General features: G+C 64.7%; 13 protein-coding genes and 1 pseudogene. 7 read left to right on the top strand and 7 right to left on the bottom strand.

Translation table 11 applies throughout. The features are described 5' to 3' along the window. Together AC5I5I_RS10805 and AC5I5I_RS10800 are read right to left on the bottom strand one after the other, a co-directional pair. Positions 1 to 457, bottom strand: a pseudogene (locus AC5I5I_RS10805) (F0F1 ATP synthase subunit alpha); the annotation flags it as partial. Then, positions 457 to 1,017: a F0F1 ATP synthase subunit delta gene (locus AC5I5I_RS10800; RefSeq protein WP_495972767.1), complete on the bottom strand. Its 561-nt coding sequence runs from the start codon at positions 1,015 to 1,017 to the stop codon at positions 457 to 459. The gene AC5I5I_RS10800 and the pseudogene AC5I5I_RS10805, both read right to left, overlap by 1 nt. A 355-nt stretch (positions 1,018 to 1,372) precedes the next feature. On the opposite strand from AC5I5I_RS10800, the gene sugE reads away from it, so the two are divergent. From sugE to AC5I5I_RS10780, 4 genes are all read left to right on the top strand, one after another. Then, on the top strand, positions 1,373 to 1,699 hold the full coding sequence (gene sugE / locus AC5I5I_RS10795) for a quaternary ammonium compound efflux SMR transporter SugE (protein WP_495972765.1): 327 nt from the start codon (positions 1,373 to 1,375) through the stop codon (positions 1,697 to 1,699). A gap of 85 nt (positions 1,700 to 1,784) precedes the next feature. After that, positions 1,785 to 3,491: a SulP family inorganic anion transporter gene (locus AC5I5I_RS10790; protein ID WP_495972763.1), complete on the top strand. Its 1,707-nt coding sequence runs from the start codon at positions 1,785 to 1,787 to the stop codon at positions 3,489 to 3,491. A 21-nt stretch (positions 3,492 to 3,512) separates the two neighbouring features. Then, positions 3,513 to 4,277, top strand: coding sequence for a sulfite exporter TauE/SafE family protein (locus AC5I5I_RS10785; RefSeq protein WP_495972761.1), 765 nt, complete (start codon positions 3,513 to 3,515; stop codon positions 4,275 to 4,277). A 101-nt stretch (positions 4,278 to 4,378) separates the two neighbouring features. Then, positions 4,379 to 4,876: a tetratricopeptide repeat protein gene (locus AC5I5I_RS10780; RefSeq protein WP_495972759.1), complete on the top strand. Its 498-nt coding sequence runs from the start codon at positions 4,379 to 4,381 to the stop codon at positions 4,874 to 4,876. A 31-nt stretch (positions 4,877 to 4,907) separates the two neighbouring features. Here AC5I5I_RS10780 and AC5I5I_RS10775 read toward each other — a convergent pair whose 3' ends face one another. Continuing rightward, entirely contained in the window at positions 4,908 to 5,798 is an 891-nt protein-coding gene (locus tag AC5I5I_RS10775; protein ID WP_495972757.1) for an AraC family transcriptional regulator, read from the bottom strand. Between the two features lie 129 nt (positions 5,799 to 5,927). On the opposite strand from AC5I5I_RS10775, the gene AC5I5I_RS10770 reads away from it, so the two are divergent. After that, positions 5,928 to 6,677, top strand: coding sequence for an SDR family NAD(P)-dependent oxidoreductase (locus AC5I5I_RS10770; RefSeq protein ID WP_495972755.1), 750 nt, complete (start codon positions 5,928 to 5,930; stop codon positions 6,675 to 6,677). A 59-nt stretch (positions 6,678 to 6,736) separates the two neighbouring features. Here the strand turns inward: AC5I5I_RS10770 and AC5I5I_RS10765 are convergent, their stop codons facing one another. Beyond that, positions 6,737 to 7,555, bottom strand: a complete 819-nt coding sequence (locus AC5I5I_RS10765; protein WP_495972753.1) for a transglutaminase-like domain-containing protein — start codon at positions 7,553 to 7,555, stop codon at positions 6,737 to 6,739. Positions 7,556 to 7,703: 148 nt separating this feature from the next. Continuing rightward, the gene (locus tag AC5I5I_RS10760; RefSeq protein ID WP_495972777.1) at positions 7,704 to 8,855 is read right to left on the bottom strand and encodes an extracellular catalytic domain type 1 short-chain-length polyhydroxyalkanoate depolymerase; all 1,152 of its coding nucleotides are present in this window, start codon (positions 8,853 to 8,855) and stop codon (positions 7,704 to 7,706) included. A 240-nt stretch (positions 8,856 to 9,095) separates the two neighbouring features. Between AC5I5I_RS10760 and AC5I5I_RS10755 the strand changes: the two genes are divergently transcribed. Beyond that, positions 9,096 to 9,527: a phasin family protein gene (locus AC5I5I_RS10755; RefSeq protein WP_495972751.1), complete on the top strand. Its 432-nt coding sequence runs from the start codon at positions 9,096 to 9,098 to the stop codon at positions 9,525 to 9,527. Positions 9,528 to 9,591: 64 nt separating this feature from the next. On the opposite strand, the gene AC5I5I_RS10750 is transcribed toward AC5I5I_RS10755, so the two are convergent. Together AC5I5I_RS10750 and AC5I5I_RS10745 are read right to left on the bottom strand one after the other, a co-directional pair. Next, on the bottom strand, positions 9,592 to 10,530 hold the full coding sequence (locus AC5I5I_RS10750) for a hypothetical protein (protein ID WP_495972749.1): 939 nt from the start codon (positions 10,528 to 10,530) through the stop codon (positions 9,592 to 9,594). A gap of 436 nt (positions 10,531 to 10,966) precedes the next feature. Then, on the bottom strand, positions 10,967 to 13,135 hold the full coding sequence (locus AC5I5I_RS10745) for a primosomal protein N' (RefSeq protein ID WP_495972747.1): 2,169 nt from the start codon (positions 13,133 to 13,135) through the stop codon (positions 10,967 to 10,969). 69 nt (positions 13,136 to 13,204) lie between these two features. Between AC5I5I_RS10745 and AC5I5I_RS10740 the strand changes: the two genes are divergently transcribed. Beyond that, the gene (locus AC5I5I_RS10740) at positions 13,205 to 14,158 is read left to right on the top strand and encodes a tyrosine recombinase XerC (protein WP_495972745.1); all 954 of its coding nucleotides are present in this window, start codon (positions 13,205 to 13,207) and stop codon (positions 14,156 to 14,158) included.

Raw genomic sequence — 14,158 nt, 5'->3', positions numbered from 1 at the left:
TCGCCTTGAGGCCGGTCGCCATCGGCTCATGCACCGACTTGCGCGGGATGATGCCCGGCGCCTTCACGTCGACGCGCATGCGCTTGTCGGCCTTGATCGGGCCCTTGCCGTCGATCGGATTGCCGAGCGCATCGACCACGCGGCCGAGCAGACCCTTGCCGACCGGCGCGTCCACGATCGAACGGGTGCGCTTGACGGTCTGGCCTTCCTTGATCTCGCGGTCGGCGCCGAAAATAACGATACCGACATTGTCGCTTTCGAGGTTCAGCGCCATGCCGCGCGTGCCATTCTCGAACTCGACCATCTCGCCGGCCTGGACGTTGTCGAGGCCGTAGACGCGGGCAATACCGTCGCCGACCGACAGCACCTGGCCGACTTCAGAGACTTCCGCCTCCTGGCCGAAATTCTTGATCTGATCCTTCAGGATCGCGGAAATTTCTGCGGCGCGGATGTCCATCAGCGAGCCTCTTTCATGGCAGTCTTGATCGAATTGAGTTTGGTGCGGAGCGAGGTGTCGACCATGCGGCTGCCGAGCTTGACCACAAGCCCGCCGATGATGGCCGGATCGACCTCGACATTCAGGTCGACGTCCTTGCCGGTGATGGCGTTGAGGGCGTCCTTCAGCGACTTCAGATGCGCATCGGACAGCTGTTCGGCGACGGTGACGCTGGCCGAGACCTCGCCCTTATGCTTGGCGACCAGGGCGCGGAACGCCCGGATGATCAGCGGCAGAGCGAACAGGCGGCGGTTGGACGCGACCAGCTTGATGAAATTGGCGGTGATGCCGTCGATGCCGGCTGTCTGCAGGATCGGCACAAGGGCCTTCACCTGCTGGTCGGCGGAAAAGACCGGGCTGCGCACCAGCCGCTTCAGGTCGTCGCTGCCGGCGATCATCTGCTCGAACCGGTCGAGGCCTGCCCGAACCTTGTCGAGCGCCTTCTCCTCGAGGGCGAGATCGAAAAGCGCGGTGGCATATCGCCCCGCCACTCCGGCAACAATCGGTTGTTCGCTTGCCATTGACCTTTAGCGCGCGTGCTGTCCGCAAGCCTGATGCCGTCGCATGAGCGGCGAATCAAACCATTGGAATTCAAGGGGAATTCCGATTCCGCCGGCCGTCACGGGAGGCCCGGCTCCCTCGACCTTTTGCCCCTGCGAAATCGAGGCGGTTGCTAACACGCCAATGACGGCGGTGCAACATAGGGAACGCCCTGAATCGATCCAAAAACACCGGCTTTTCCGGCGCCTTTCGTCGCAAGTCGAGACCGGCTTGCCTGTGCCACCCGGCAGCCCTATCTGGGCCGGCGAGGACGGCCTCCGCGATGTTCCGCGCCCACCCCGCAGGGACGGCCCTGCCCCGTGATGGAGATGCGGGATGTCCACCCAACTGCCCTGGCTTTACCTCCTGATTGCCGGCCTGTTCGAGGTCGGCTGGGCGATCGGCCTCAAATACACCGACGGCTTTTCCAGGCTTTGGCCCTCGCTCGGCACTGGCGCCGCCATGATCGTCAGCCTGGGCTTTCTGGGGCTGGCGCTGAAGGATCTGCCGGTCGGCACCGCCTATGCGGTCTGGACCGGCATCGGCGCCATCGGCACCGTGATTCTCGGGATCGTGCTGTTCGGGGAGCCGGCCACAGCGCTGCGCCTCGCCTGCGTCGGGCTGATCGTCGCCGGCATTATCGGACTGAAGCTGGTCGCCTGACGCAATTGAGCCGTAGCAAAGACGCGGATCGGAATCGCGCTCAAATCGGCTATAAAGTTCCCGATCTAGCCATTTGAGGGTGGAGATGGACGCGACTGCGCCTGCGGGCCACCGCAGCGAACCGACTTTTGCCGACCTGTTCACCCCCAAGCTGATCACCGTGCTGCGCGAGGGCTATGGGCTGGATGGCCTGCGCGCCGACGCCGTTGCCGGACTGACCGTCGCCATTGTCGCGCTGCCGCTGTCGATGGCGATCGCGATCGGCGCGGGTCTCGGCCCCGAGCGCGGGCTCTATGCCGCCATTGTCGGCGGCTTCCTGATCTCGCTCCTGGGCGGCAGCCGCTTTCAGATCGGCGGGCCCGCCGCGGCCTTTATCGGGCTGGTCGCCCTGACCGTGCAGCGGCACGGCTATGATGGCCTCATGCTGGCGACCCTGATGGCGGGGGGCCTGCTTCTCATCATCGGCTTTCTGCGGCTTGGCACCTACATCAAGTACATCCCCTATCCGGTCACGGTCGGCTTCACCGCCGGCATCGCTCTCACTATTCTGGTCACACAGGTCCGCGACCTGTTCGGCCTGACGCTGACGAACGATCCGCCCGAAACCCTGCACAAGGTCGAAGCGCTCTGGCACGGACTGGGTACCGTCAACTGGGTGACCGTTGGCCTGTCGATATTTTCGGTCGCCACAATTGTCCTGCTCAGACGGCTGCGTCCGAACTGGCCGACTCTGCTGATCGCAGTCGTCGCCGCGACGCTGATTACATATTTCTTCGGTCTGCCTGTAGAGACCATCGGCTCGCGCTTCGGGGCGATCCAGTCCGGAATGCCGACGCCCGCGTTGCCGACATTCAGCCTCGAGAAGATCCAGGCGGTCGCCCCTGATGCGGTCGCCATTGCGATCCTCGGCGCCATCGAATCGTTGCTCTCGGCTGTCGTTGCCGACGGCATGTCGGGGCGGCGCCATCGTTCAAACAGCGAACTGGTCGCGCAGGGCGTCGGCAACGTCGCTGCTGCGGTCAGCGGCGGCATGCCGGTCACCGGCACGATCGCACGGACGGCGACGAATATCCGCGCCGGTGCACGCGGGCCGGTCGCCGGGATCATGCATTCGCTTTACTTGCTGGTCTTCGTTCTCGTCGCAATGCCGCTCGTTGCCTATGTGCCGCTGGCCGCGCTGGCCGGCGTGCTCGTGGTGGTCGCCTGGGGCATGGCCGACAAGGCCGAGTTCGCTCTCCTGCTGCGCACCTCCGTCGCCGACGCGGTCGTGCTGCTCTCGACTTTCCTGCTGACGGTATTTGTCGATCTTCTCACCGGCATCGGCGTCGGCGTGCTGCTCGGCTCGTTCCTGTTCATGCACCGGATGGCGGAAGCGATCGACGTGCAGGGCGGCGCCAGATTCGTGCGCGACGACGTCTCCGACGAAGAAAACGGGCGGCCGGCTTATCGTGGCCAGATCATGCCGGCCGATGTGATGGTCTACCGCATCAGCGGCGCGTTCTTTTTCGGGGCGACGGCGCGGGTGAACATCATGCTCGATCGCGTGGTCCATCCGCCGCGGGTTTTCGTCCTCGATTTTTCCGATGTGCCGTTCATCGACATCACCGCGTCTGCGGCGCTCGAACGCTTCGTGCATCGGCTGCACAAGGCCGGCACGAAAGTGTATTTCGCGGGCGTGCGCCCCAATGTGCGACGCGCGTTCGGCCTGCCGGGATTGCGTGGGCGCTCGGTGCATTACGTCGCAAGCGTCGAGAAGGCGCTCGAGAATGCCGCCACCCGGCGGAATGCATAAGATCGAGAAGAACGGGCGCACGTGATTGAAAGTCTCGATCTCCCCTCGTTCTGGACCACGCTGGCCATTGCCGTTCCGACGCTCGCAATAGCCTATGTCATCTTCGGCATCACCGGCTTCGGCACCGCGCTGATCGCGGCGCCGGTGCTGGCGCAGGTGATGCCGGTCGCCTTTATCGTGCCGATGCTGGCGCTGCTCGACTGCACCGCCGCGATCATCAACGGCGTCAAGCTGAACGACAAGATCGCCAAGCGCGAGATGATCTGGCTGGTTCCGCTGCTGATCGGCGGCAGCCTTCTCGGCGGATATCTGCTGCTCGTCATTCCGCCGCGGCCGATGATGCTGGCGCTCGGCGTGTTCGTGGTCGGCTATGCGATCTGGTCGCTCGCAAGCCCGTCATTCAAGGGCCGTCTCAGCCAGCTCTGGGTCGTGCCGTTCGGTGCGATCGGCGGCGTGTTCAGCGCGATGTTCGGCAGCGGCGGCTTCATCTATGCGATCTATCTGAGCCGGAGGCTCGACGACAAGGATGCGGTGCGCGCGACGGTGAGCGTCCTGATCGCGCTCGCCGCCTTCACGCGGCTTGTGATCTTCGCGTTTGCCGGCCTGTACACGACTCTCACCCTGCCGCTGCTGGCGCTGATGCTGGTTCCGGCGATGCTGGCCGGGCTCTATGCGGGCCATCGCATCACCCTGCACATGTCGCGCGAGCAGTTCATCCGGGTGCTGAGCGTCGTGCTGATTGTCACCGGCGCGACGCTGGTGGTCCGCGCATTGCTGCTGGGCTGACGCACACGGCGAGTCAGGCGACGCGGCCATTGCCGCGCCGCAATCGCGCCCGACCGTCCGCCGGACTTGCTGCAAGCGGTAGCAAGGCGCAAGGGTGAACGATGCGGCAATTCAGGCATATCGCCCTGATCACGGTCTGTGTTGCGACTTGGCATGGCGCCTCCGCGCAAGGCACATCCGTGGACGATGCGGAGGCCGCCTATCGCCGCGGCGATATCGGCAAGGCAATCGCCATCGCGACAGACGCCGCCCAACGATCCGATCCGCGGGCGCAGGCACTGCTGGCGTTTTATCTCTACACCAAGGTCCCGCCGGCGCCGGTCGAAGCGATGGCATGGTGGCGTCGCGCAGCGGAGCAGGGCCATGCCGAAGGCCAGTTCATGCTGGCGACGCAGTATTTCTATGGCGTCGTAACGCCGGCCGATTATGCCGCCGCTTACAAATGGGCGCTGATCGCGGGTCGAAGCGCGCAATTGAGCGAGACCGCGAGGAACGAAGTGCTGAAACTCACCGCCGAGATCCGGATGAAGCTCGCTCCGGATCAGATCAAGATGGCGCAGGAAGAAGCCGTCGCCTTCCATCCGAGGCCGGAGCGCTGAATGCATATGATCGCATTCGCGCGCGGCCTGGCTATTCCGCCGCCTCCGCCACCTGCCGCACCGCGCGCATGTCCTTGACCGGCGGCAAGCCGAACATCCGAGCATACTCACGGGTGAATTGCGGCACGCTTTCGTAGCCGACGGCGAATGCTGCGCTGCTGGCGGATGCACCGTCCGCGAGCATCATCCGGCGCGCCTCTATCAGCCGCAACTGCTTCTGGAATTGCAGCGGCGACAACGACGTGATGGCACGGAAATGCTGGTGAAACGACGACAGGCTCATCCCGGCGATCGCTGCCAGCCGCTCGACCGGTAGCGGCTTGGCGTATTCCGCGCGCAGCACCGACACCGCGCGCGACACGCGCTGCACATGACTCTCCGGCCAGCCGAGACGCCGGATCGCCGATCCGTGCTTGCCGGCCAGCAACCAGTAATGCATCTCGCGAACGAGCTGCGCCTGCAGGATCCGCACCGAGTTTGGCCGCTCGAGCAATCGCATCAAGCGCGCCGCCGCTTCGGCGACTTCCGCGTCGGTCGGCTCGACCCGCATGGGCGCATCGTCGGTTGCGCGGCCGGCTCCCATTTCGACCGCCAGTTCCGCGATAACCGCAAGATCGAGTTCCAGCACCAGCGAATAATACGGCGCCGCGACACTGGCGCGGGTGACCCGACTCACGATCGGGACATCCGCCGTCACCACCAGCGAGTCGCCTTCGGAAAAGGTGAAGTCCTGTGCGCCCATGGTGACGTTCTTGCTTCCCTGCACCAGCAGGCAAACCAGCGGCCGGTATACGGCGTGAACGAGCCCGCTCGGCGCGGTGGCGCGCACCAGCGCCAGGCCGGGAATCGGCGTCTGCGCCAGGCCCTGGCCATCGGCATGGGCGTCGGCGTAACGACGGACGGAATCGAGCAACGTGGTCATGAGGCTTATCTAGGTGTCTCGGCCGGACTGTGCAGGCCCTTTGGAGAAACAGGCAAGATTTGTCGCGATTCCGGCAAGCAGCAGCGCCTGGTCTTTCCGATCTCCGGGCGGTCACCACAGGAGTCGAACATGATCACCCTCATTACCGGCGGAAGCCGCGGCCTCGGCCGCAATACCGCGCTCAGTGTCGCCCGACGCGGCGGCGACGTCATCATCACCTACCGGAACCGCGCCGAGGAGGCGCAGGCCGTGGTCACCGAAATCAAGGCCATGGGCCGGACCGCGATCGCGTTTGAATTCGACACCGGAAACATCGCCGCCTTTGCGCCGTTCGCGGACAAACTGAAGACCGCGTTGCGCGAGACCTGGCAACGCGACACCTTCGACCACCTCGTCAACAATGCCGGCCACGGCGACCAGGCCGCCATCGCTGAGACCAGTGAGGCGCAGTTCGATCGCCTGGTGAACGTGCACTTCAAAGGCGTGTTCTTTCTGACGCAGTCCTTGCTGCCGCTGATCGCGGACGGCGGCCGCATCGTGAACACCTCGACCGGACTGACCCGCTTCGCCTATCCGGGTTACGCTGCTTACGCGGCGGTGAAAGGCGCGGTCGAGGTGCTCACGGTCTATCTCGCCAAGGAACTCGGCCCGCGCGGCATCACCGTCAACACGGTCGCGCCGGGCGCGATCGAAACCGATTTCGGCGGCGGCGCGGTCCGCGACAATCCGGAGATCAACAGGCATCTCGCCGGCATCGTCGCGCTCGGTCGCGTCGGCGTGCCGGACGACATCGGTCCGATGATCGCAGGCTTGTTGTCTGCGGATAACCGCTGGGTCAATGCACAGCGCATCGAAGTGTCGGGTGGTCAGGCGATCTGATCTGATCCAGATTTTCGATACGAGCGGCGGGACCGATGTTTGGTTCTGCCGCTCGTTTATCAGGCGACCGCCGCGACCGGCCGCACGTCGCTCGTGGTATCCACCGGCTGCGCCCAGACCGACATGCCGGTCATCTGCGCCTTGCCGTAGAAGGATGCGAACGACACCTCCGCCGCATCGCGCCCGGTGCCGATCCGCACGATCGCATCGAGCTTGGCCTGCCGCGTCGGATCGAACAGCCACCAGCGCCCGTCCAGATAGGCCTCGAAGATCGCGTGAAAGTCCGGCGGCACAAGTCCGGCCGCATAACAGCTCACCAGCCGCGCCGGAATGTTCAGTGCGCGGCAGAACGAGATGCCCAGATGTGCGAAATCGCGGCAAACGCCCGCGCGGCGCTCCAGTGTATCGGCCGCCGACGTGAACGGATCGCTGGTGCCCGGCTGATACGCGATGTTGTCGTAGATCCAGTTGCAGATCGCGGTGACGCGCGAATGCCCTTTCGGCAGGCGGCCGAATTGCTGTTCGGCGAACTCCGCAAGCCGGGCTGACGGACAGAATCGGCTCGGCATCAGGTATGGGAACATGTCCAACGGCAGATTCTCGACTGGAATCTCATCGATTGCCTGCGGATCGTCCAGCGTCAGCTGCAGATCGAGCGAGGCTTCGTAGCGAAGCCGCAGCACGCCATTGCGCGCCACCAGCCGCGTGTAGCGATTATCCAGGCCGGCAAACGTCGTCTCGGCCGCAAGGGCCGGCTCGATCAGCCAGGTTTCGTCGAGTTGCAGATGCGAGCGGCTTTGCGCAACCGCGACATTGAAGATGAACGTGGTGACGTCCCCGATCTCGTAGGCGAGATCGCAACCAACTGCCATTTTCATAAGCAAACCCGCGCATCGCCGACGGATGATCCAGGGCGTTCAATTCAACGCGCCCGATCCAACGCGCAGGAACGCCGGGCGCAGCGAAAGGTTCCGTATCAGCCGTTTCGTCCGCGACGAGACGTTGTCTGCGTCGCGGCGATGCGGGTCACTTCATCAACCCGGCCGCCTTCAGTGCATTGTTGATGACCGCGCCAACATCGAAACGCGGCGGCGGCGCATCGCGGCCCTGCGACTGATGATCTCGCGGGCCCGCATCGTCCGGAGCGAGGATCTCGCCGTCCAGCGCGCGAGACTTCGCACGGGACGGCTGGATCTGCCGGCCCGGCGACGGTCTCGCCGATGTGTCCTCTTTCGGCGCCGAGGCCTTGCGTGCGGCCGCGCCGGTGAGACCGAAAAAGCTGGCGATGTGGTAGGATGATGAAATCCCGACCTCGAGCAGAAACGGTCCGGCTGCGCCGCATTCATGATCGGCCTCGCCGGTCGCGAGCGGCGTACCATGCGCCATGTTGGTGATGGTGTAGGACTCGATCACCTCGTCGCCAGCTGCATTCACCCATACCTGGCGCGGATAGCCGTCGACCACACTCTTCGACGACGGCGCAAGCGGCAGCCCGTGGATGTCGGTCCATTGCTTGATGATCTCGCCGGCATTCGACGGGATGACCGTGGCATCGATGCCGCCATGCCAGACCGAGACGCGCGGCCACGGACCCTGATGCGATGACGCCGCGCGCACCAGATCGCCCCAGGCACTGGCCGGACGCGGCGGCGACTGGAACATGGTCTCGAACGCCTGCTGCACATTGTTCGCCGCGCCGAAAGGCAGGCCGGCGACAATCGCGCCGCCCGCAAACACGTCGGGATAAGCCGCAAGCATCACCGATGTCATCGCGCCGCCGGCCGATAGCCCGGTGATGAATACCCGCGTCGGATCGATGCCGTGATCGACCACCATGCGGTCGATCATCTGCCGGATCGATTGCGCCTCGCCCTGCCCGCGTTCGTTATCGCTCGGCTGAAACCAGTTGAAGCAGCGGTTAGGATTATTGGCCGCCTGCTGCTCCGGCAGCAGCAGACAAAAGCCGAAGCGATCCGCCAGCGTCGACCATCCCGCGCCTAGATCGTAATCCGCCGCGCTTTGCGAACAGCCATGCAGCACCACGACCAGCGCAGACCCGCGCGCCACCCGCGGCGGAAGATGCACGGACATGCGCAGCGCGCCCGGATTCGCACCGAAATCCCTGACCTCGTGGAGATGGTCTTGCCTCGGGCCTGCGTGAGGGCCCGCGTTCTTCATGCGGGCTGCGGCTTGCAGCATCTTGTCCCAGTTCGGGCTGTGCATCGAAAATCGGTCAGACGTCTTCCGCATCGAACCCCCGGGGCTTGGTCAGGAACAGCCTAACGGCGCGAGGCCGAAAAAGGTTGCACCGCAACATACGGTCTTTCTTCGATTTTACAGCGTCTTTTCACACTTTTCACGAAACTTATATCGCGATGCAGCATTAACCCTGCAATGACAACCCTTGGGAGACGTACCATGTCCGACAATATCCTCCAGACCGCCACCCGGAACACCGAGCGTTCGGCAGAGACCTTCAAGGATTTTGCACAGCAGGGCGCCAGTTACGGCAAGGAATTCGCCGAAAAGACGGAGGCCGCGGCCCAGGAAGCCGGCAAGTCGTTCCAGAAGAGCTACGTCAATGCCGCCAGCGACGCGGCCGATTTTCGCGCGCAATGGATCGAGATGCTGCGTGAGAACGCCAATGCCTCGTTCGACTTCGCACATCGGCTGATCGCCGCGAAATCCCCGAGCGAAGCGCTGGAGTTGATGGCGGCGCATTCCCGCCGGCAGTTCGAAACCTTCCTGCAGCAGAGCCAGCAGCTCACCGGTCTTGCGCAGCAGGCCGCCACTGGCGTGGTGAAGCCGATGCAGGACGGCATGAAGCGGGCTTTCGACAAGGCGGCGTAAACAATATCGCAGCCTCGTCATGTCATGCGCCTCCCTCACAACAAAGGGAGGCGCTTTTTTTATGTCATGGCGCGGCATCGTAGGCATTGCGCGGCACCAGCAGCGCCGTGCCCGGCGCCGGCGGATCTGCGGCGCTGACAGTATTGATGCTGGCGATCGCCCAGGCCGGTGCGCCCATGCGCGCCGCAAAGCCGTCCAGCGTTTCGTCCGGACCGAGCGTTGCGCGAACCGCGCTGTCCCACAGCACGATCGGCACGCCCGGCGGCACCACATAACGCATCGACAGCGGCGTGACGGTAACAACAGGCGCCGCGCCGCCTTTGGCATTGCGGCCGCGCGCGGAAGCCGTCGGACGCTCGGGCGGGCGCAGGATGGCGACGATCTTGCCGGCGACCAGCGCATGCAGCACCGGCGATTTATCCAGCGTGATGTGAATGATCTCGCGCCGCTCGCGTAGATCGACATTGACGATGCGGCCGCGAAAACCATTGGCGCCGACGGCCTCGCCACCGCCGATCAGATTGGTCTTCTGATACAGATTGATGAAGACGCCGACATTGTCCGGCACCCGGCCGGCGATCGGTGTGGGATCGAAACCGAACATTAGCGCCACCGGGATGTTCGCTGCGCGCAGCCGCTGCGCGATCGAGATCGCGGCATCGGCGCCGGACGAATGGCCGATCAGCACCACCGGCGCCGGTGTGCGGCGATGTTTCGCGATGATCTCGCCGGCGAGATTGCCGGGCGCGTACATGCTGTGCACGCTGGCCTCGACGCCGCTCTCCCTGATTCGCTCGGCGAGATCATAGAAGCCGGTCGAGAACACCTCGCCGACCAGTCCGCGCAGCAGATAGACATGGCCGGGAATGCTGCCCGTGGGCGCGCGGGGTGCAGCAGTGGTATTCTGGTCGATGACCGCGCTGCTGCATCCGGCGAGCCATGTCAGCGCCAGCCCGACAAGCGCGGCGAAGATCGGGGGGACGGACTTCGGACGCCGGCGCATCCGAGATTTATGCTCGTGACTGCATGCCGGCCGATCCTATCCGGGTTTGTCGGAGGCGCACAGGGGTTGGCCGTTCGAGTTGGGACCACGTGATCAGATCATGACAGCGGGTGAAGTGAAGACCCTCTCCCCGTTCGTCCCCGCGAAAGCGGGGACCCAGACTCTTCGGAGTGCGAGCCCGCGAAACCGCAATGCTAAACTCTTTGGAACGATAGCCAATGAATGAGACTCCGGAGCCGCGAAACCGGTGCCCGTCGCAGTGCCCTCTCCCCTTGAGGGAGAGGGCATCTCCGACTTGGCCACGCCTGATGTCGGGTGAGGGGTAACGGTGTTGAAATAAACCCCTCACCCATCACAACTTGCCGGGCCTTTTGTGTAGCCCTCTCCCTCAAGGGGATAGGGCGCAATCTCCGGCGCCTCGCTCGGGCAAAGGAAGCTAATAAAAACTCTGCGGGTCGATATCGACTTCCAGCTTCAAGCTCTTGCGCGTCTTCGGCGCATGTTCCAGCCACACCCGCATGAAACGCGACAGGTCGTAATTGCGCGGCGCCTTGATCAGCAGGCGAAACCGATAGCGCCCGCGCACCACCGCGAGCGGCGCTTCGGCGGGGCCGAGCACGCGCACTGTCTCATCCAGTGGTGACGCCGCCGCGAGCTTCTTGGCGAAGCTTTCGGTCTCGTGCTTGTCTGAGCCCGACACGATCAGCGCGGCGAGCCGGCCGAACGGCGGATAGCCGGTGGCTTCGCGCTGCGCGATCTCGGTGTCGTAGAACGCGGCGCGGTCGCCGGAAATCAGCGCGCGCATCACCGGATGTTCGGGCTGATGCGTCTGCAGGAAGCCCTGGCCCTGTCCGGTCTCGCGGCCGGCGCGGCCCGACACCTGATGCAGCAATTGAAAGGTGCGCTCGGCCGCGCGCGGATCGCCGTTGGCAAGTCCGAGATCGGCATCGACGATGCCGACCAGATTGAGCTTCGGGAAGTGATGGCCCTTCGCCACCAACTGCGTGCCGATGATGATATCGAACTTGCCTTGCGCGACTCCGTCGAGTTCTTCGCGCAGCCGCTCGACCGATTCCATCAGGTCGCTGGAGAGCACGATGGTGCGCGCCTCCGGAAAAAGCGCCGCGGCCTCTTCCTGCAGGCGCTCGACGCCGGGACCGACAGGCGCGAACGAATCCACCGCGCTGCATTGCGGGCAGGTCTTCGGCTGCGGCATCGAGAAGCCGCAATGATGGCAGACCAACCGCCGCTTGAACCGGTGATCGACCAGCCAGGCGTCGCAATTCTGGCAGGCCAGGCGATAGCCGCAGGAGCGGCAGAGCGTCAGCGGCGCGTAACCCCGCCGGTTCAGAAACAGGAGCGCTTGCTCTTTCCTCTCCAGCGCGAACTTGATGGCTTCTGCGAGCCTCGGCGCGATGAAGCGTCCGCGCGCGGGCCCCTCGGTCCGCATATCAATGGCTTCGACATGCGGCAGGTGCTGACCGCCGAAACGCTCGGGGAGCTTCAGCCGAGCATAGCGGTTTCTACGAGCATTGACCTCGGTCTCGACCGAGGGCGTTGCCGACGACAGGATCACCGGAATTTTTGCGCCATGCGCGCGCACGATCGCCATGTCGCGCGCGTGATAATGTACGCCGTCTTCCTGCTTGTAGGCCGGATCGTGCTCTTCATCGACGATGATCAGACCAAGGTCCGGATATGGCAGAAACAGCGCAGACCTCGCGCCGACCACGACCGAGATGTCACCAGAACACAGCGACGAATAGGTGCGGGCGCGCTTGCGCGGCGGCAGTTGCGAATGCCATTCGGCCGGCCGGGTGCCGAACCGCTGCTCGAAGCGGTTGAGAAATTGCGTGGTCAGCGCGATTTCCGGCATCAGGATCAGCGACTGACGGCCCTTGCGAATGGTCTCCGCCACCGCCTCGAAATAGACTTCGGTCTTGCCCGATCCGGTGACGCCATCGACCAGAAAGGCCGCGAATCCGCCGTTGCGGACGGCGGTGCGCAGGATGTCGGCGGCTTGGCTTTGCGCCTCCGTGAGGTCAGGCGAAAGATAAGCAGGATCGGGCGGATAGGCGACAGGCTCGGGCGGCAGCACCAGCGTTTCCAGGGTGCCCTCGTCGATCAGACCATCGATCACGCCGGCCGACACGCCGGCCTCGTGGGCGATATCCGACTTGGTGCGAACCATCTGATCGGACAGCAGTTTAAGCACACGGGCGCGCGCCGCGGTCATGCGCTGCGGCGCCGGGCCCGCGATCCGGATGCCGACCCGCTCGCGCGCCGGTCCCTGCGCCCCCATCCGCAGCGCCATCCCGAGCACGGTGCCTTTTGCGCCCAGGGTGTAATCCGCCACCCAGTCGATGAAGCGGCGCAGCTCATCCTGCAGCGGTGGGAGATCGAGCTTGGCGTCTACGTCCTTGAGCTTGTTGTGCAATCCGGGCCGGGGTTCGGACTCGCCCCAGACCACGCCGGCATATTCGTTGGGGCCGAGCGGCACCGCGACGACGTCGCCCGCGGCCAGCGTCATGCCCGCCGGCACGCGGTAGGTATAGGCGCGGTCGAGCGCGACCGGCAGGATGACATCGACGGTTTTCGGCATCATGGGGGACGAGACTCACCCGATTCCGGGCGCTTAAGGAAGGGTCAAGGAAGGCGGTGGGATAACGACAATATGCCCGAACACGCCGATGCTCTGCCCTTCTCTGCCGACATGTCTGCAGAATTTCTGCGATGGTCGGCGTTTCTCGGCGACGAGAAGCGGATGTCGCCGAAAACCGTCGAGGCCTATCGCCGCGACGTCACCCAGTTCCTGCTATTTATGTCGGACCATCTCGGTGGCCAGCCCTCGCTTGCCGATTTCGCGGAACTCACCCCGCAGGATGTGCGCGCTTTCATGGCGTCGCGCCGCGCCAAGGGAATTGGCGGGCGTACCCTGATGCGCCAGCTGGCCGGCGCGCGCAGTTTCGCCCGCTTTCTGGAGCGCAATGGCAAGGGCAAGGTCGGCGCGCTCAATGCGGTGCGCGCGCCGAAAATTCCGAAGAGCTTGCCGAAGCCGCTGGCGGTGCCGCAGGCCAAGCGCATTTCCGATACCGATCTGCGCGCCGGCGAGGAACGTGAGCCCTGGATTTTCGCACGCGACGCAGCCGTCATGGCGCTGCTCTATGGCTCGGGCCTGCGCATCGCCGAAGCGCTCGGCCTCAAGCGCCGTGATATCCCGGCATCAGGCAGTGGCGATACGCTGACGGTGCTGGGCAAGGGCAACAAGGCGCGCATGGTGCCGGTGCTGCCGGCGGTTCTCGCGCTGATCCACGATTACATCGCACTCTGCCCCTACGACCTGCCGGATGACGGTCCGCTGTTCGTCGGCGCCAAGGGCGGCAAGCTGTCGCCCCGCATCATCCAGCTGACGATGGAGCGCCTGCGCGGCGCGCTGTCGCTACCCGACACCGCGACCCCGCACGCGCTGCGGCATTCCTTCGCGACGCATCTTCTGTCGCGCGGCGGCGACCTGCGCGCGATCCAGGAATTGCTCGGCCACGCCTCACTCTCGACCACACAGATTTATACGGCGGTCGACACCGAGCGGCTGCTCGAGGCCTATAACGCGGCGCATCCGCGGGCGTGA

This window comes from Pseudorhodoplanes sp., from assembly GCF_059499825.1.
The sequence above is the reverse complement of the archived record's forward strand: the minus strand, read 5'-3'. Positions and strand labels throughout refer to the sequence as shown.